Raw genomic sequence first — 18517 nt, forward strand, 5'->3', positions numbered from 1 at the left:
CGAAGTGTGGATGCGGGTGGATGTTAGAATACTCACAGACCCGCAAGGTAAAATTTATACGGCACTGCCGTTGGAGATTGTTATGACCGATTTAACTGCAAGCAGCCTGCGCGCGTTGAAACTGATGGACCTGACTACCCTGAATGATGACGACACCAATGAGAAAGTCATCGCCCTGTGCCATCAGGCGAAAACGCCAGTGGGTAATACCGCAGCCGTTTGTATCTACCCGCGCTTTATCCCGATTGCCCGTAAGACGCTGAAAGAGCAGGGCACCCCGGACGTGCGCATTGCAACCGTGACTAACTTCCCGCACGGCAACGACGATATCGAGATTGCACTGGCAGAAACCCGTGCGGCGATTGCATACGGTGCAGACGAAGTTGACGTGGTGTTCCCTTACCGCGCGCTGATCGCCGGTAACGAGCAGGTCGGTTTTGACCTGGTTAAAGCCTGTAAAGACGCGTGTGCGGCGGCCAACGTGCTGCTGAAAGTGATCATCGAAACCGGCGAGCTGAAAGAAGAGGCGCTGATTCGTAAAGCCTCTGAAATCTCCATCAAAGCCGGTGCGGATTTCATTAAAACCTCTACCGGTAAAGTGCCGGTAAATGCGACCCCGGAAAGCGCGCGCATCATGATGGAAGTGATCCGCGACATGGGCGTGTCCAAAACCGTAGGCTTCAAACCTGCGGGCGGCGTGCGTACCGCCGAAGACGCGCAGCAGTTCCTGGCGATTGCCGACGAACTGTTCGGCGCCGACTGGGCCGATTCCCGTCACTACCGCTTCGGTGCGTCCAGCCTGCTGGCCAGCCTGCTGAAGGCGCTGGGTCACGGCGACGGTAAGAGCGCAAGCAGCTACTGATTGCCAACAATGCCGGATGACGCTTCGCTTATCCGGCCTACAGGATCGTAGGGCGGGTAAGCGTAGCGCCACCCGCCACAATTCCCCCGATTCCGCATGGAGGTTACCGTGTTTCTCGCACAAGAAATTATTCGTAAAAAACGTGATGGTCATGCATTAAGCGACGAAGAGATCCGCTTCTTCATCAACGGCATTCGTGATAACACCGTCTCAGAAGGGCAGATTGCGGCTCTGGCGATGACCATTTTCTTCCACGATATGTCGATGCCTGAGCGCGTGTCGCTGACCATGGCGATGCGAGATTCAGGAACCGTTCTGGACTGGAAAAGCCTCAACCTTAACGGCCCGATTGTGGATAAACACTCCACCGGCGGCGTGGGTGACGTGACCTCCCTGATGCTCGGCCCAATGGTGGCAGCCTGTGGCGGTTACATCCCGATGATCTCCGGGCGCGGCCTGGGCCACACTGGCGGTACGCTCGACAAACTGGAAGCCATTCCGGGCTTCGATATCTTCCCGGATGACAACCGCTTCCGCGACATTATTAAAGACGTTGGTGTGGCGATTATCGGCCAGACCAGCTCTCTTGCTCCGGCAGACAAGCGTTTCTACGCGACCCGCGACATCACCGCGACCGTTGACTCCATCCCGCTGATCACCGCCTCTATCCTGGCGAAGAAGCTGGCAGAAGGGCTGGACGCGCTGGTGATGGACGTGAAGGTAGGCAGCGGAGCGTTTATGCCAACCTATGAACTCTCTGAGGCGCTGGCCGAAGCGATCGTTGGCGTCTCCAACGGCGCAGGCGTGCGCACTACCGCACTGCTCACCGATATGAACCAGGTGCTGGCTTCCAGCGCCGGTAACGCCGTCGAAGTGCGTGAAGCCGTCCAGTTCCTCACCGGGGAATACCGTAACCCGCGTCTGTTCGACGTCACCATGGCGCTGTGCGTGGAGATGTTAATCTCCGGCAAGCTCGCCAAAGACGACGCCGACGCCCGCGCGAAGCTGCAGGCGGTGCTGGACAACGGCAAAGCGGCGGAGATCTTCGGCCGCATGGTCGCGGCGCAAAAAGGCCCGACCGATTTCGTCGAAAATTACGCGAAGTACCTGCCAACCGCGACGCTCAGCAAAGCGGTGTATGCCGATAGCGAAGGGTTTGTCTCCGCCATGGACACCCGTGCCCTCGGCATGGCAGTGGTCTCAATGGGCGGCGGCCGTCGTCAGGCCTCAGACACCATTGATTACAGCGTCGGCTTTACCGATATGGCCCGTCTGGGCGACAGCGTTGACGGCCAACGTCCGCTGGCGGTGATCCACGCCAAAGACGAAGCCAGCTGGCAGGAAGCGGCGAAAGCGGTGAAAGCGGCCATCACGCTTGACGATAAAGCACCGGAAACCACACCGACTGTCTATCGCCGTATCACCGAATAGCGGTATACTGATCTGATCGATAATTTTTGAAGCACTACGTACGGAGAACAATTATGAAACGTGCATTTATTATGGTGCTGGACTCATTCGGCATCGGCGCAACCGAAGATGCAGAACGTTTTGGTGACGTGGGTTCCGATACCATGGGTCACATCGCGGAAGCCTGTGCGAAAGGCGAAGCGGACAACGGTCGTAAAGGCCCTCTGACTCTACCTAACCTGACCCGCCTCGGGCTGGTGAAAGCGCATGAAGGCTCTACCGGTAAAATCGCAGCCGGTATGGACGGTAACGCGGAAGTCGTGGGCGCCTATGCCTGGGCGCACGAGCTCTCCTCCGGTAAAGACACCCCGTCTGGCCACTGGGAAATCGCCGGTGTGCCGGTGCTGTTCGACTGGGGTTACTTCTCCGATCACGAGAACAGCTTCCCGCAGGAGCTGCTCGATAAGCTGGTGAAGCGTGCCAACCTGCCGGGTTACCTCGGCAACTGCCACTCTTCCGGTACCGTGATTCTGGACCAGCTCGGCGAAGAGCACATGAAAACCGGCAAGCCGATTTTCTACACTTCTGCTGACTCCGTGTTCCAGATTGCCTGCCACGAAGAGACGTTTGGCCTGGATAAACTCTACGAGCTGTGTGAAATCGCCCGCGAAGAGCTGACCGAAGGCGGCTACAACATTGGCCGCGTGATCGCGCGTCCGTTTATTGGTGACAAAGCGGGTAACTTCCAGCGTACCGGTAACCGTCACGATCTGGCCGTTGAGCCGCCGGCGCCAACCGTGCTGCAGAAGCTGGTCGATGAGAAAGACGGTCACGTGGTGTCCGTGGGTAAAATCGCGGATATCTACGCTAACTGCGGTATTACCAAAAAGGTCAAAGCGACCGGTCTCGATGCGCTTTTCGATGCCACCATCAAAGAGATGAAAGAAGCGGGCGACAAGACCATTGTCTTCACCAACTTCGTGGACTTCGACTCCTCCTGGGGTCACCGTCGCGACGTCGCGGGTTATGCTGCGGGTCTTGAGCTGTTCGACCGCCGTCTGCCGGAGCTGATGGAGCTGGTGGGTGAAGATGACATTCTGATCCTGACCGCGGACCACGGCTGTGACCCAACCTGGACCGGTACCGACCACACCCGCGAGCACATTCCGGTGCTGGTGTACGGCCCGAAAGTGAAGCCGGGCTCGCTGGGTCACCGTGAAACCTTCGCGGACATCGGCCAGACCCTGGCGAAATATTTTGGTACGTCTGACATGGAATATGGCAAGGCCATGTTCTGATGTCATTGCCCGGTGGCGCTTCGCTTACCGGGCCTACGGTTTTGTAGGCCGGGTAAGGCGTAGCCGCCACCCGGCAAAAACAACAATGTAAAAGGAACTGAAGATGGCAACTCCTCACATTAATGCAGAAATGGGTGATTTCGCTGACGTCGTGTTGATGCCGGGCGACCCGCTGCGCGCGAAGCACATTGCAGAAACCTTCCTCGAAGACGTGCGTGAAGTGAATAACGTACGCGGCATGCTGGGCTTCACCGGTACCTATAAAGGCCGCAAAATCTCCGTCATGGGTCACGGTATGGGTATCCCATCCTGCTCTATCTACACCAAAGAGCTGATCACCGACTTCGGCGTGAAGAAAATCATCCGCGTGGGCTCCTGTGGCGCGGTGCGTATGGATGTTAAGCTGCGCGACGTGGTTATCGGCATGGGTGCCTGCACCGATTCCAAAGTAAACCGCATGCGTTTCAAAGACCATGACTTCGCGGCAATCGCTGACTTCGGCATGGTGCGTGACGCGGTTGACGCGGCAAAAGCGCTTGGCGTTGACGCGCGCGTGGGTAACCTCTTCTCTGCCGATCTGTTCTATGCACCAGACGGCGGCGAGATGTTCGACGTGATGGAAAAATACGGCATTCTGGGCGTGGAAATGGAAGCGGCGGGCATCTACGGCGTTGCGGCTGAGTTTGGTGCGAAAGCGCTGACCATCTGCACCGTGTCCGACCATATCCGTACTCATGAGCAGACCACTGCCGCTGAGCGTCAGACCACCTTCAACGACATGATCAAAATCGCGCTGGAATCCGTTCTGCTGGGCGATAAAGCGTAATGTTGTCTGCCGGGCGGCATTCGCTGCCCGGCATTTTCACTTCTTACAGATACACGACGCTGATCGTCGCCTGACCATCAAACTCGGTGTCTTCCGTCAGAGACAGCTTCTTCAGGTTTTCCACTGCCAGCGAGACGTTCAGCGGGAAAGAGACGCTGGTCACCGCCATCGGGTCGGTTTTACCGGCAGATGCCACGCTCATCAGACCCAGGTCTTTGTTCGCAATGGTGCCACCATTGGCTTTCTGCCAGCGGCCCATACTTGTACCTGCAGACAGCGCAGTACGGATAGGCTCAACCGTTGCGCCATTCGCCGTGACGTCACCGGTGCTGGTATACACTGAGTATGCGCCGATGTTCTTACCGTCATGCGTTTTACCCAGACCAAAGGTCGAGATGCTGCCGCGCAGCTCGCCACCGTTAGACGTCGCATTCATCACCTTCAGATTGGAACTGCTGCCGGTGCTGGCGTTGGTGTCTGCGCGGTTATCCGCGATGCTCCAGCCCACTTTAGTCGGCGTTGGGCAGTTGATCGTAAGTGTCAGTCCCTTTTCACCCAACTGGGTTGCCTGGGTTTGAGAGAGATCGCCGACCTGGACGGTACCGAAATCGATCACGCCATTGTTGCTGAGTTCAGGCGTACAGGAATTGCCGGTCAGCGACGCTTTGACTTTCAGTACCGCTGTGTCACCCGCATGAGCACAGGTCGCTGCCAGTGCCAGTGCGGCGGCAAGGAGACTCTTTTTCATGGTTAATCCTTAACATAGATGTAATGAATATTAAATTGAATGGACGGATCCATAATTTAAAAGGTTTATTTTTCTTCTTACTCTTCACCCAAAAAATGAATACGAAGGTGAATTCTTTTACTCGCTTGTTAATAATTCCCAGGCGAGGGTGCTTTCCAGGTCGGTATTATCGGAAATTCTGCGCAGCTGGTTATTATTAATGATAGGTATAAGTTTTATGGTTACGCTCATTTGCTTGCCCTGAACCGGTGTCGCGTTTTGGCGAGCAATGATGCCGTCGTTGTTTTTCAGGAAAACGTGTTCTTTGGGGCTGTCTGATGAGGTAAATTTTACCCGGTCGGTGGTTTTGACGAGATCGTAGTGGCGTCCGTCTACCGTCATGTTGTTCGCGACCAGCGCCAGCCGTCCCTCCTGCCCAAACAGCACGCCGCCGTTGGCGCCAGACGCGGACTGCATGAACAGGGCCATGACCTGAGGCTGAGGGCAAAACACGTTGATCATCACCTCTTTTGCGGGCATGCGATTCCAGTTTTTCAGAGAGGCAGCAATATCGTCCTGTTTGAATCGGCCAAACGAGACGGTCGGCTGAGAAAGGGTCATCTGGCACTCCTCGCTGAATACCTGAGAGGCGAAAAATAATGTCAGACCGCTCAGCATCACGTTAACTATTTTCACTGGCATGTTCCTTCTGCTTTTTCGTAATAGGCGTCTTTATCTTTCTCTTCATTCAGCGTGTAGTGGATCTGGCATAAACGCGTCATATTGTCGTCCACGACATACAGCTCCGGCGTCGTCGAGGCATCAGAAATAAACACGCTGCCGTTATCCATCACGCTGACAATATAGTTGCTGTCTTTGTCCACGATACTTAGCCCTTTTTCGAGCCAGCCGCCATTGACATGTTTTACCTTCAGCATCACGCGACGGGTATTCAGCACCTGGAAATCGACCTGGGCAAATGAGCCGTAGGCCGCGGACACGGTCTGGATACCATTTGATAAATCCATTCCCTGCGGCAGCGAGCTGGTATTGATCACAATTTGTGATTTCTGCCACTCTCTGAGCCCGGGAACGACGGCTTGCCCCCAGTAATCTGTCCAGACAGTGCCATCGGGTGTGGTGATTTCTATCCCGCTTTCCGGCTCACTTAGCCTTGCGATGCCAAAGGTCTCTTTCACCGGGAAGGGGGCAAAGGTGAGGCCATGGCGGTGCATGACAATGCCACCCCCTAACGATGCGCTGTAGTTATGCTGGTTTCCGTCATTCAGACCGGCAGACAGCCCAAGCTGGGTATAGTGCAGGTTGGTCGTGATATTGCCGTTAAAGGAATCACTTTTGTCCTGATTATCGCGATCGGCAGAAATGTTGTAGTTGAGGTTTCGGCCGACAGAACCGCTGTCCTGGACGCCATAGTTTTGCTTTTCACCCTGAGTACGCATGTAGGTACTGACGCGATCGTCGCCCAGAGGGACAATCAGGCTGACATAGAAGAGATCGTCATTGTTGCTGGTGCTGTTTTCTGTTTCGCTATTGCTCATGGCGTGTTGCCAGTTTACGGACAGCGAAGTACGCCCCAGGCTTTTGCTCCACGAGGCCATCAGATAGCGTGAGTCACCGCTGCTCTCATCGCCAGAGTTCGCGCTGTATTGTAAAGAGAGGGAGCCGATGTATTCGTTGTTCCAGCTGAGGCTGGTATTCCATGCGTTTTCATAGCTTTGCGATTCTTCGTCCATGGCTTCGGTGAGCTCACGAAAGTCGCCGTTATACTGGGAAGCACTGAGCCCGAGCGTCAGCTGCGCGGGGAGTAAAATATTGCTGCTGAGCTCAAACTTGCTGCCCCGCTGCGTATCATAAAAGCGGGACTGACTCAGCAATACGCTGGGTGAAATGAGCCAGTTTTCGTTGACGGACCAGTCGAGCTTTGCACCGGTAGACTGGTATTTCTCGGCCAGCACGCTTGCCGCAACGGCAGTCAGGCGTGTAGTCAGGCTCGTACCGTCAGACACGGTGAACACCCAGGGGGAATTCTTTTCATCGCCACTGTCGCGAACCTGACCAAGTGCCAGATTTAACCCCTCGGCACGGTTGCTCCCGATGACGTTGAGGGCTGATGAAGGCACGGTGAAATGGGTTGTTGAGCCATCGGTTTCAATGACGCTGACATCCAGGTCGACATTGCTGCGCAAAACCGGTACGTCCGGCAGCGTGAAGGGACCGGCATTGATCAGCGAAGAATAGATAACCTGACCGGACTGACGAACTTCTACGCGAGCCTGGTTTGTACGGGCAATACCGGAGACTTCAGTGACCTGAATATTGGGCTGAAGACCGGTTTCAGGCATGAGCTGGACGCCGGTAATTTGCGCGCCGCTAAACAGGGCGGAGTTGATATTGATTTGACCGACCTGCGCACGCATTTTTTTCTCTTCAAAAACGTGCTCAGCGTAGGTGTAAAGATTCTCGGCGCTGCGGGTGCCGTTATCGTCCGTCAGGATGTAGTTACTGCGCAGCGTCCAGTTTGCAATGTTAATACCGGTGCCGATATTTCCCTGTGAAAACGTGCTGTTGCCACCGCTGCCATATTCGTTGTAGTTGGTGAAAGCGTTGTAGTTAATGAGGCCCGCAACGCCGCCGTGAGAGTAAAACCTGGCGGCATAGAACCCGTTATCCATGGCTTCTGCCGGAACGAAGATCTCCAGTGACTCGGTGTTGGGCATGAGCTTGATCGTGGCTGAAGGGTAGTCTTTGAGCAGGTCATGACACGTCTCTTTTTCGCTGATATTTAGCGGTAAAAGCCCCACGGCGCTGATGAAATCATCATCAACGCAGAGCTGCCCTTCGTCCCCAATCTTGACGGCAAGACTGCCCTTTTCAATGCCGTTTATTTTTACCTGCACGGCATGCTTGCCAGGCAGATAGCGTTGAGCTTCAGAGAAATAGTGGGCGAGGTTGGTACTGATGCCACGTGTCGCCAGAATATCCGTATTAAAGTCCACATCGGACGCATGCAGCGCGGAAGACGGCAGTAATGCTGCCACTACTGCCGCTCGGCGCATCCTGTTGCGCAATGATAGCTCAGTCACCAAAGCATCCCTGTCGTTTTAGCGTTTAAGGGGGGCTGTGTAGTTATCCACTTCAATCCCGTAGCGGCTCGCGGGGCTGAACTCTACTGCGTTATCGGCGCTACCCATCGGCTTGTCCATCTGCACTTTCATGGTTTCACCCGGCAGGATAAAGGTCTTGTTGACCAGCCCGGTTGCTCGAGATGGAAGTAGGGTAATGGCGGTTGAGAAGCGCACGACGTAAGGGGAGGTATTGCGCACCACAACCTCTTTTCCTTCCAGCGACCAGGTCAGTAACTTCCACGCGTCGGTGACGACAGGCAGACTTTTCGGATGGATCAGTACCGGCAGATCCTGGCGAAGGTTAATCCCCACCTTCACGTTTTTATCTTTGCTCTTCGGCGGAATGCCTTCGAAGATCACGCGCTTATAGTGTTCGACCGTGAGAGGTTTATCGGTTTCAAGAATAAAACGCACCTGCTGTTCCTGGCCTGGTTCCAGACGAACAACCGGCTGGGTGACGTTGAGCTTTACGCCATTTTCCCCTTCGATATCGTTGATAGAGGTGTAGAGCAGAGTCGGTATGGTGTCGGTATTTTTGACGCTCATTACGCCGCCGTGGTTGGCTTCATCAATCATCAGCAGCGTGGTTTCAGGTACCATGCCTGCGGCGAACAGCGTGGTGGGAAGCGCGAATAAAAGGACGGAAAACAGGGATGAAGTTTTCATTATTCTGGTCATGATTTTTTCGTGGTTAACGGTAGTAAAAAACTCCCCATCGAAATGGAGAGTTTTGCGGCAACATGCTGAATTACAGATAAACCAGCGTAATAGTGGACTGGCCGTCGAGATCGGTTTTGTCGGTCAGGGTCAGATCTTTGCTTGGCGCGATAGCCAGGGCGATTTTCAGTGGGAAAGCTGCAGTGGTGAAGGCCATTGGCGCACGTTCACCCGTTTTGGCAACGGTCATCACGTCGGTACCGTCGTTCATGATGATGCCGCTGGTCCACATGTTGACCCAGCTTCTGCTGCTGATGGCGCCGCCGGTGTACATAGACGCGGCAATAGGCTGAGCCGTTGCGCCGTCTGCGGTGACGGAAGTCAGATAGGTCGCAACGGAATAGGCACCGATGTTTTCCCCTGCGCTGGTTTTACCCACGCCGTTCAACTGGTAGTTACCGGATGCCTGAGCACCGTTCGCCGTGCCGTTATCCACGTGGAACTCGCTTGATGTTTTATTCTTACCGGCATTTGAATCTGCACGGTCATCTTTGATCGTCCAGCCTACGCGGGTAGCCGACTGGCATTTGATGGTGAATGTCACATCTTTATGGCCAGCCTGGTAGGCCGCGGAGGAGGAAAGCGAATCCAGACCCACTTCGCCGAAATCGGCCAGACCGCCGTTGCTGATTTCAGGCACGCAACCAGCGCTGGTCAGCGTTCCCTGAACTTTCAGCATTGCAGTCGGTTCAGCATAGACCGCAGTCGCTGCCATTGATAAAACGGTAGCGAGAAGGAGCTTTTTCATTGTTATTCCTTAACCATAGAAAGAGTTAATAACTCAGATATTTTTAATTTAAAAATGACTTGCAAATCGATAAGTATCGGCATGACAAGCAGCGCCGATTTTAGTAATGATTTAAGTAATTCAATAATTAGTTTTACTTACACGTGCTTTGAGATTTAATAAGGCTCATTTAAACATTTATGAATGTATTTATTTAAATGAAAACGGCGGAATACTCCGCCGTGATAGTGACCAATCGTCAATGATTACAGGTAAACCAGCGTGATGGTGGTTTCGCCGCTCAGCTGAGCTTCATCCGTGGTGGACAGGCGGTTAGTGTTAACAATCGCCAGAGACACTTTGAACGGATAAACCACGTTGGTGATGGCCAGCGGTGCGGTATAGCCAGGCTTGGTTGCGGTCATAATTTCCGCGTTACCGTTAGCGATAACGCCAGACGCCAGGTTGCGCCACATGTATTCGCCTTTGCTGTTCACGTAGGCAGGGGCATAGATAGCCTGGGCAGGCATGCCGTTAGCCGTGATTTCATTGACGCGGGTGCTGATCGCATACGCACCAATTTTGTCGCCAGCGGCAGTGGTGCCCACGCCATAGGTGGTGCCTGCACCATACACGTCGCCGCCATTGTCTTTAGCATCACGAATATAAAACTCGCTGGAGCTCAGATCGTTTGCCGCATTGGAGTCTTCTTTGTTATCGGCAATACTCCAGGCAACTTTGGTTGCAGACGGGCAGTTGATGGTCAGAGACATGTCTTTCTGGCCCATCTGGTTGGTCTGGGTTGGAGAGAGCTGATCCAGCGCGATAGTCCCAAAATCAATAGAACCGCCGTTGCTTAATTCAGGGGTGCAAGAAGCATGGTTCATTTTACCCTGAACCTTCATCACGATGCTGCCGTCTGCCAGCGCTGCCGTGGACGTCATTGCAATCAGTGTTGCAAGAAGAACTTTTTTCATTGTTATTCCTTAACCAATAATTGAATAATTGTATTAATTATCATGAAGTCATTAACTTGCAGTGTTGCAAGCGCGAGGATTCTATTAATGGTTAATGTTAATTCTATAATGATTAATTCTAATTTTTGTTTTGAGAAATATTAATGCGGGTAAATACATTTGTGCATGTATTTACATGTAGAGGGAAGCGAATAATAAAAAAGCGGTGCATTTATTCACCGCTTTTTATCCGGGTTATTTTATAGCCTGGGCGATCCAGGCCGATAATTCCCGCAATTCCCTTTCTTGTTGCGGAAAATCGCCGATCAGCGCATCACACTCCTGCTGCAACATATCCGCCCGATACAAACAGCCCTGCAGACGCGCGGCCAGCGCCTCTAACGGTGCCGGATTGAGACTATCCGTAAAGACCTGCGTGCGGGTAATGTGGCCCTTCTCGACGTCAAAGTGCAATTCCACGCCGCCCCAGGTAAAACGTTCGTCCAGCAGATGGGAAAAGGCAGGGGCCTGACCGAAGTTCCACTCCCAGCTGCTCTGGCGGGCGAAGGTGTCGGCGAAGTTGGGCAGGTCCGGCGTTTTGTCCGGGGAGATCACTTCGGCTTCTACCTGCTCACCGTAATGTTCAAAGAAAGCGTCACGGATCGCATCGCAAATCTGCTCGTGAGTAATCCCGGGCAGCAGTTCCACCAGATTCGCCACGCGCCCGCGTACGGACGTAATGCCCTTAGCCTGTAACTTTTTCTTATCAGGATTAAGGTAGTTCGCCAGACGGCTCAGATCGGCATTCAGCAGCAGGGTGCCGTGGTGGAAGCCGCGATCCATCGTTTCACGATAGGCAGAGCCGGAGACCTTGCGGTCACCGTCGGGCGTTTTGACCACCAGATCGTTGCGTCCCGAGGCTTCAGCCGTCACGCCGAGCGCATTGAGCGCGTTGAGGACGATGGATGTTGAGATGGTTTTGTCGTATTCCGGTTTTCCCGCCATAAAGGTAAAGCAGGTATTGCCAAGATCGTGGAACACCGCACCGCCGCCGCTGCTCCGGCGCGCCAGGCGGACGTTGTCTTCTTCCATGCGCCGGGTGTTGCACTCTTTCCACGGATTTTGCGCACGACCAATGACCACCGTATCGGCGTTACGCCAGAGAAAGAGGACGCGCTGGGTGGCAGGCATCTGGCGGAAGATGCACTCTTCCACCGCGAGATTAAACCAGGGATCGTAAGAGTCAGAGATAAGCAGGCGTAACGTCGTCATGGCAAAGTTCCTTTTCTGAATCGTTCGCCTACTTTATCACTATTCTTTCTTCTCGCTCTCTTCGTCTTCGGGGACCGACCGGCTGGCGGTCAGCAGGAACGGGGATTGCTGCCAGCGCGTGCGTTTGCCGCGAAGCAGGGTGCGCGCCAGCACAACGCCAATGGCGAGTGAAAGCAGCAGCATCAGGCGCAGAATGTTGGTGGTATTATCGACCTGCTTGGCTTCAGTCGGAAGAGTATGGGTGTCGAGCGTCAGGCGCAGATACCCCAGAGGGCCATTCTTGCCCTGAATAGGTTCAACAAGCTGTTGGTTGAAGTAGCCGCCGGCTTTCTTGCCGTCCAGCGCCAGCCTGTCGCGCACGTCGACATGTTCGCCCGCGCGGGCAATCAGGTTGCCTTGCTCATCATAGACGCCCGCATCAAGAATGCGGCTGTTCTCCGTCAGCAGGCGTAAAACCTGGCCTATCCGCTTCTCGTCCGGCGTTTCGGTTCGCATGGACGGCGCGACGTTGAGCGTCACCTGGCGTGCCAGCGTGCGGGCCAGCTCTTCAAACTGCGGGTTGCGTTGCCGTTGATGATTCTGGCTAAACCACGATGCCCCTTGCATCAGCACCACTAAGAGTGCGAGACAGGAAAGGACAATCACGGCGCGATGGAGCCGGAATTTCAGTTTTGCGCGAGCCATATTCCACCTGCTGAAAATTTACGGCTTAATGTTGCCAGAAGTGATGGTTACAGGGTAGCCTCATGCGTTATTTTCCCTCTGCAACCTTCCGGCGCGAACGAAATTACAGGAGCTTTAATGCCGAACATTACCTGGTGTGACCTGCCAACGGATGTCTCTTTATGGCCAGGATTGCCGCTCTCTTTAAGTGGCGATGAGGTGATGCCTCTGGATTACCACGCCGGTCGTAGCGGCTGGCTACTGTACGGACGCGGTCTGGATAAGCAACGCCTGACCCAGTATCAAACCAAACTGGGGGCCGCGATGGTCATCGTCGCCGCCTGGTGCGTGGAAGACTACCAGGTCATTCGACTGGCGGGCTCTCTGACGCAGCGCGCCACGCGCCTGGCTCATGACGCCGGGCTGGACGTCGCGCCGCTGGGGAAAATTCCGCACCTGAAAACGCCCGGCCTGCTGGTCATGGACATGGACTCTACCGCCATTCAGATCGAGTGTATTGACGAAATTGCGAAGCTGGCGGGCAGCGGTGAGCTGGTGGCGGAAGTCACCGAGCGTGCGATGCGCGGCGAGCTGGATTTCACCGCCAGCCTGAGACAGCGCGTGGCGACCCTGAAAGGGGCCGATGCCAACATTCTGCGCCAGGTGCGCGATGTGCTGCCGCTGATGCCCGGGCTGACGCAGCTGGTGCTGAAGCTGCAGTCCCTCGGCTGGAAGGTGGCGATCGCCTCCGGTGGCTTCACCTTCTTCGCGGATTATCTGCGGGAAAAACTGCATCTGACCACCGTGGTGGCCAATGAGCTCGAGATCATGGACGGCAAGCTGACCGGCCAGGTGATCGGCGATATTGTGGATGCCCAGTACAAAGCCAATACGCTGACGCGTCTGGCGGAAAAATATGAAATTCCGGTTGTCCAGACCGTCGCCATCGGGGACGGCGCGAACGACCTGCCGATGATCAAAGCGGCCGGCCTGGGCATTGCCTACCATGCCAAGCCAAAAGTGAATGAAAAGACGGAAGTGACTATCCGTCACGCTGACCTGATGGGGGTGTTCTGCATTCTCTCCGGCAGCCTTAATCAGAAATAACGGTCTGCTTTGTAGGCCGGGTAAGCGTAAGCGCCACCCGGCACGCAGGCCGCAGAGAAATAACGAGGTAAACCGTGGCGAAAGCTCCAAAACGCGCATTTGTCTGTAATGAATGTGGTGCGGATTATCCGCGCTGGCAGGGGCAATGCAGCGCCTGTCATGCCTGGAACACCATCACCGAAGTGCGTGGTGTGGCGGCTTCGCCGAGCGTGGCGCGCAACGAGCGCCTGAGCGGCTACGCGGGCAATGCGGGCGTAGCGAAAGTCCAGAAGCTCTCGGACATCAGCCTCGAAGAGCTGCCGCGCTTCTCCACCGGGTTTAAAGAGTTCGATCGCGTGCTCGGCGGTGGCGTGGTGCCGGGCAGCGCGATTCTTATCGGTGGTAACCCGGGCGCGGGCAAGTCAACCCTGCTGCTGCAAACGCTCTGCAAGCTCGCCGAACAGATGAAAACCCTGTACGTCACGGGGGAAGAGTCCCTGCAGCAGGTGGCGATGCGCGCGCACCGTCTGGGCCTGCCGACCGGCAACCTGAACATGCTGTCGGAAACCAGCATCGAGCAGATCTGCATGATCGCCGAAGAAGAGCAGCCGAAGCTGATGGTGATCGACTCCATCCAGGTGATGCACATGGCGGACATCCAGTCCTCGCCGGGCAGCGTCGCGCAGGTCCGTGAAACCGCGGCCTACCTGACGCGCTTTGCTAAAACACGCGGCGTGGCGATTGTGATGGTGGGCCATGTGACCAAAGATGGCTCGCTGGCGGGGCCGAAGGTGCTCGAACACTGTATCGACTGCTCCGTGATGCTCGACGGCGACGCGGATTCCCGCTTCCGCACCCTGCGCAGCCATAAAAACCGCTTTGGTGCGGTGAACGAGTTAGGCGTGTTTGCCATGACCGAGCAGGGGCTGCGCGAAGTCAGCAACCCGTCGGCCATCTTCCTGAGCCGTGGCGATGAGATCACCTCCGGCAGCTCGGTGATGGTGCTGTGGGAAGGGACGCGCCCGCTGCTCGTCGAAATTCAGGCGCTGGTCGATCACTCGATGATGGGCAACCCGCGGCGCGTAGCGGTTGGTCTGGAACAGAACCGTCTGGCGATCCTGCTGGCGGTGCTGCACCGTCACGGCGGGCTGCAGATGGCGGATCAGGACGTCTTCGTGAACGTGGTCGGCGGCGTCAAAGTCACTGAGACCAGCGCAGACCTGGCGCTGCTGCTGGCGATGGTCTCCAGCCTGCGCGACAGACCGCTGCCGCAGGATCTGGTCGTCTTCGGCGAGGTGGGGCTGGCCGGGGAAATCCGTCCGGTGCCGAGCGGGCAGGAGCGAATCTCCGAGGCGGCAAAACACGGTTTCCGTCGCGCGATCGTTCCGGCTGCAAACGTGCCGAAAAAAATCCCGGAAGGGATGCAGGTTTTTGGCGTGAAGAAACTCGCAGATGCGTTAAATGTCTTTGACGACTTATAATTACGTATTCGATTTTGCAGGAGGCACCGTAATTTATGTCATCATTTGACTACATCAAGACCGCTATCCGCCAGAAGGGCTGCACGCTGCAGCAGGTGGCAGACGCCAGCGGCATGACCAAAGGCTACCTGAGCCAACTGCTGAACGCCAAAATCAAAAGCCCCAGCGCGCAGAAGCTGGAAGCGCTGCACCGCTTTCTGGGGCTGGAATTCCCGCGTATGCAAAAGAACATCGGCGTGGTGTTCGGCAAGTTTTACCCGCTGCATACCGGGCATATCTATCTGATCCAGCGCGCCTGCAGCCAGGTGGATGAGCTGCACATCATCATGGGATACGACGAAACCCGCGATCGCCAGCTGTTTGAAGACAGCGCCATGTCGCAGCAGCCGACCGTGCCGGACCGCCTGCGCTGGCTGCTCCAGACCTTCAAGTACCAGAAAAACATTCGCATTCATGCCTTCAACGAAGAGGGCATGGAGCCGTACCCGCACGGCTGGGACGTGTGGAGCAACGGCATCAAAGCGTTTATGGAAGAGAAGGGCATTGCGCCTAACTGGATCTACACCTCTGAAGAGTCCGACGCGCCGCAGTTCCGCGAGCATCTGGGCATTGAGACGGTGCTGATCGACCCGAAACGCACCTTCATGAACATCAGCGGGGCGCAGATCCGCGAAAACCCGTTCCGCTACTGGGACTACATCCCAACCGAGGTGAAGCCGTTCTTTGTGCGCACCGTCGCCATCCTGGGTGGTGAGTCGAGCGGTAAGTCAACGCTGGTCAACAAGCTGGCGAATATCTTCAATACCACCAGCGCGTGGGAGTACGGGCGCGACTATGTCTTTTCCCATCTGGGCGGCGATGAGATGGCGCTGCAGTATTCCGACTACGACAAAATCGCGCTCGGTCATGCCCAGTACATTGATTTCGCGGTGAAATACGCCAACAAGGTGGCGTTTATCGATACCGATTTTGTCACCACCCAGGCGTTCTGCAAAAAGTACGAAGGGCGTGAACATCCGTTCGTGCAGGCGCTGATTGACGAATATCGCTTTGACCTGGTGATCCTGCTGGAAAACAACACCCCGTGGGTGGCCGACGGCATGCGCAGCCTCGGCAGCTCCGTCGACAGGCGTGAATTCCAGACCATGCTGGTGGATATGCTCAACGAAAACAACGTTGAGTTTGTGCACGTGGAAGAGTCGGATTACGACTCCCGTTTCCTGCGCTGCGTCGAGCTGGTGAAGGAGATGATGGGGGAGCAGGGTTAAAGACGGCTCCGTGCTATCCCCTCTCCCCTATGGGGAGAGGGTTAGGGTGAGGGGGAGCAACCCACTCAATACTCAACCACCACTTTCCCACGCATATGCCCGTCCAGCACTTTACGGTGCGCCTCCGTAATGCTTTGCACGCTCAGCCCGTGCAGCGTTTCACTCAGTGAGCTTTCCACCACGCCGTTATCCACCAGCTTCGCCACCTCATTGAGGATCTCACCCTGACGCGCCATATCAGCGGTCTGGTACATGCTGCGGGTGTACATAAATTCCCAGTGCAGCGCGGCGGATTTCGACTTCAGCTTGTCCTGGTTCAGCGGGTGTTCATTCTCCACGATAGAACAGATATGCCCCTGCGGCGCAATCAGTTCGCTGACCGCCTCCCAGTGTCCGTCGGTATCGTTGAGGATGAAAATGTAATCCACAAAGTTCAGCCCGTGCTTCGCCAGTTCGCCTTTCAGATCGCGGTAGTTCACCACCACATCTGCACCGCGATCGCGGCACCACTGGGCGGAATCTTCACGGGACGCCGTTGCGATAACCTTTACCTTGCTGTTGTGCTTCGCAAACGGGATCGCCAGCGATCCCACGCCGCCCGCACCGCCGATGATCAGCAGGGTTTTGTCCGCACCGGCATCCTGAATATTCAGCCGTTCAAACAGGCCTTCCCACGCGGTGAGTGCGGTCAACGGTAGCGCAGCGGCAGCCGCCCAGCCGAGGCTTGTCGGTTTGTGCCCGACTATGCGCGCGTCGATCAGCTGGTGTGTGGTGTTGCTGCCCGGGCGGGTGATGTCCCCTGCATACCACACCTCATCTCCCGGTTTGAATCCGGTGACGCCAGCGCCAGCGGCTTTGACGATCCCGCTGGCATCCCAGCCCAGCACGCGCGGCTCTTTCAGCCCGTTTTTAGCAATGCCTGCGTGGACTTTGGTATCGACCGGGTTAACCGAGACGGCTTTGACCTCCACCAGCAGATCGTGCTCGCCGGGCTGTGGCATTGGTGGGGTGATTTCAATGAAGGTGGACGGATTTTCCGGGTTCACGGCAATGGCTTTAACTGACATGGTGTGCTCCTCAATGGCATGCGTTTTGTTGAGGCTAGTCTATTAAGTGGCCAGCTGCATGATAAGATGGACAATCAAGAACTCAGCGTTCGTACAGGATGAACAATCATGTTTAAACAGCTGCAGGATATGGCGCTTTTCGCGCTGGTGGCGGAGATGGGCAGCTTTACCGCGGCAGCCCAGAAAGCCGAACTGCCGAAATCCAGCGTCAGCCAGCGAATTAGCCAGCTGGAGCAGCAGGTGGGTATCCGCCTGCTGAACCGCACCACGCGCAGGCTGAACCTGACGTTTGCGGGCGAGCACTATCTGGTGCACTGCCGCGAAATGCTGGCGGCCAGCGAGCGGGCGGAGTATGCCATTCAGCGCCTGCGCGAAAACCCGAGCGGGCGGCTGCGCATCACCTGTCCGGCTGGGATTGGCGCGACGCTGCTGGCGCATATGAATGCCGAGTTCCAGCTTCGCTATCCTGAGGTTTCGCTGGACGTGTCGATCTCTGATGATGTGGTGGATCTGGTCGAGTCCGGCTTTGACGTGGCGCTGCGTACCGGCAAGCCGCAGGACTCCTCCCTGATTGGCCGAATGATCGGGCATTGTCCGCGCTACATGCTGGCCTCGCCGGACTATCTGGCGCGGCGGGCGCCGCTAACGCATCCCCGTCAACTGGTGGAGCACCGCAGCATTACACACAGAGCCTGGTCGGAGTGGCTTCTGCGAAGCGAGAATGAGGATTACCGCTACCTGCCGGATAACGCACACATGACCGATAATCTGGTGTACGCCCGCGAGTGCGCGATGGCCGGGGCGGGGATCACGCTGCTTCCTGCATTTTTGCTGGAAGATAAGGTTGAAAAGGGCGCGCTGGTGCAGGTGCTGCCGGAGTGGAACGTTGAAGGCAACGACCTCTGGCTGGCCTACCCGAGCCGCAAGCTGAATTCGCCCGCGCTGATGAGCTATATCGAGTTTGCGATGAAGTTTGACGAGGTGAAGCGGTATTACGTGGGCAAATAAAAA

The 18517-nt window shown here is 55.9% G+C and carries 17 protein-coding genes; 8 read left to right on the forward strand and 9 right to left on the reverse strand.

Annotated elements, in window-relative coordinates; all coding sequences use genetic code 11:
• The first annotated feature begins 82 nt into the window (after nucleotides 1-82).
• The 4 genes from deoC to deoD all read left to right on the forward strand — a co-directional run bounded on the left by deoC (nucleotide 83) and on the right by deoD (nucleotide 4396).
• Nucleotides 83-862, forward strand: a complete 780-nt coding sequence (deoC, locus tag ACMGGQ_RS01305) for a deoxyribose-phosphate aldolase (protein ID WP_003856543.1) — start codon at nucleotides 83-85, stop codon at nucleotides 860-862.
• Nucleotides 863-970: 108 nt separating this feature from the next.
• A complete protein-coding gene (deoA, locus tag ACMGGQ_RS01310; protein ID WP_024908263.1) occupies nucleotides 971-2293 on the forward strand; it encodes a thymidine phosphorylase in 1323 nt (440 codons plus the stop codon).
• Between the two features lie 53 nt (nucleotides 2294-2346).
• Nucleotides 2347-3570, forward strand: a complete 1224-nt coding sequence (gene deoB / locus ACMGGQ_RS01315; protein ID WP_014882457.1) for a phosphopentomutase — start codon at nucleotides 2347-2349, stop codon at nucleotides 3568-3570.
• A gap of 103 nt (nucleotides 3571-3673) precedes the next feature.
• Nucleotides 3674-4396: a purine-nucleoside phosphorylase gene (gene deoD, locus ACMGGQ_RS01320; protein WP_045907741.1), complete on the forward strand. Its 723-nt coding sequence runs from the start codon at nucleotides 3674-3676 to the stop codon at nucleotides 4394-4396.
• Nucleotides 4397-4439: 43 nt separating this feature from the next.
• Here deoD and ACMGGQ_RS01325 read toward each other — a convergent pair whose 3' ends face one another.
• From ACMGGQ_RS01325 to ACMGGQ_RS01360, 8 genes are all read right to left on the reverse strand, one after another.
• Nucleotides 4440-5144, reverse strand: coding sequence for a DUF1120 domain-containing protein (locus ACMGGQ_RS01325; RefSeq protein WP_045907742.1), 705 nt, complete (start codon nucleotides 5142-5144; stop codon nucleotides 4440-4442).
• 117 nt (nucleotides 5145-5261) lie between these two features.
• On the reverse strand, nucleotides 5262-5825 hold the full coding sequence (locus ACMGGQ_RS01330) for a hypothetical protein (protein ID WP_164712094.1): 564 nt from the start codon (nucleotides 5823-5825) through the stop codon (nucleotides 5262-5264).
• On the reverse strand, nucleotides 5816-8182 hold the full coding sequence (locus ACMGGQ_RS01335; protein ID WP_229226401.1) for a fimbrial biogenesis usher protein: 2367 nt from the start codon (nucleotides 8180-8182) through the stop codon (nucleotides 5816-5818). The genes ACMGGQ_RS01330 and ACMGGQ_RS01335 overlap by 10 nt, the downstream gene beginning before the upstream one ends.
• Before the next feature lie 63 nt (nucleotides 8183-8245).
• A complete protein-coding gene (locus ACMGGQ_RS01340; protein WP_048028575.1) occupies nucleotides 8246-8935 on the reverse strand; it encodes a fimbria/pilus chaperone family protein in 690 nt (229 codons plus the stop codon).
• Between the two features lie 82 nt (nucleotides 8936-9017).
• Nucleotides 9018-9734 carry a DUF1120 domain-containing protein gene (locus ACMGGQ_RS01345; protein WP_045907745.1) on the reverse strand — a complete coding sequence of 239 codons (717 nt, stop codon included), beginning with the start codon at nucleotides 9732-9734 and terminating at the stop codon, nucleotides 9018-9020.
• Nucleotides 9735-9979: 245 nt separating this feature from the next.
• The gene (locus ACMGGQ_RS01350; RefSeq protein ID WP_045907746.1) at nucleotides 9980-10690 is read right to left on the reverse strand and encodes a DUF1120 domain-containing protein; all 711 of its coding nucleotides are present in this window, start codon (nucleotides 10688-10690) and stop codon (nucleotides 9980-9982) included.
• A 234-nt stretch (nucleotides 10691-10924) separates the two neighbouring features.
• Entirely contained in the window at nucleotides 10925-11941 is a 1017-nt protein-coding gene (gene lplA / locus ACMGGQ_RS01355) for a lipoate--protein ligase LplA (protein ID WP_048028573.1), read from the reverse strand.
• Between the two features lie 39 nt (nucleotides 11942-11980).
• Nucleotides 11981-12625, reverse strand: a complete 645-nt coding sequence (locus ACMGGQ_RS01360) for a YtjB family periplasmic protein (RefSeq protein WP_048225575.1) — start codon at nucleotides 12623-12625, stop codon at nucleotides 11981-11983.
• 117 nt (nucleotides 12626-12742) lie between these two features.
• Here ACMGGQ_RS01360 and serB point away from each other — a divergent pair, with 117 nt between their 5' ends.
• The 3 genes from serB (at nucleotide 12743) to nadR (ending at nucleotide 16439) form a co-directional block, all read left to right on the forward strand.
• The gene (gene serB, locus ACMGGQ_RS01365) at nucleotides 12743-13711 is read left to right on the forward strand and encodes a phosphoserine phosphatase (RefSeq protein ID WP_008502066.1); all 969 of its coding nucleotides are present in this window, start codon (nucleotides 12743-12745) and stop codon (nucleotides 13709-13711) included.
• A gap of 74 nt (nucleotides 13712-13785) precedes the next feature.
• The gene (gene radA / locus ACMGGQ_RS01370) at nucleotides 13786-15171 is read left to right on the forward strand and encodes a DNA repair protein RadA (RefSeq protein WP_023293325.1); all 1386 of its coding nucleotides are present in this window, start codon (nucleotides 13786-13788) and stop codon (nucleotides 15169-15171) included.
• Between the two features lie 35 nt (nucleotides 15172-15206).
• A complete protein-coding gene (gene nadR / locus ACMGGQ_RS01375; protein WP_032643997.1) occupies nucleotides 15207-16439 on the forward strand; it encodes a multifunctional transcriptional regulator/nicotinamide-nucleotide adenylyltransferase/ribosylnicotinamide kinase NadR in 1233 nt (410 codons plus the stop codon).
• 65 nt (nucleotides 16440-16504) lie between these two features.
• Here nadR and ACMGGQ_RS01380 read toward each other — a convergent pair whose 3' ends face one another.
• Complete coding sequence (locus ACMGGQ_RS01380) at nucleotides 16505-17506, reverse strand: zinc-binding alcohol dehydrogenase family protein (RefSeq protein ID WP_420289506.1); 1002 nt, start codon at nucleotides 17504-17506, stop codon at nucleotides 16505-16507.
• Between the two features lie 108 nt (nucleotides 17507-17614).
• On the opposite strand from ACMGGQ_RS01380, the gene ACMGGQ_RS01385 reads away from it, so the two are divergent.
• Entirely contained in the window at nucleotides 17615-18514 is a 900-nt protein-coding gene (locus ACMGGQ_RS01385; protein ID WP_420289507.1) for a LysR family transcriptional regulator, read from the forward strand.
• Nucleotides 18515-18517 lie beyond the last annotated feature (3 nt).

The organism is Enterobacter sp. BNK-13 (assembly GCF_048685015.1).
GTDB lineage: Bacteria > Pseudomonadota > Gammaproteobacteria > Enterobacterales > Enterobacteriaceae > Enterobacter > Enterobacter quasiroggenkampii.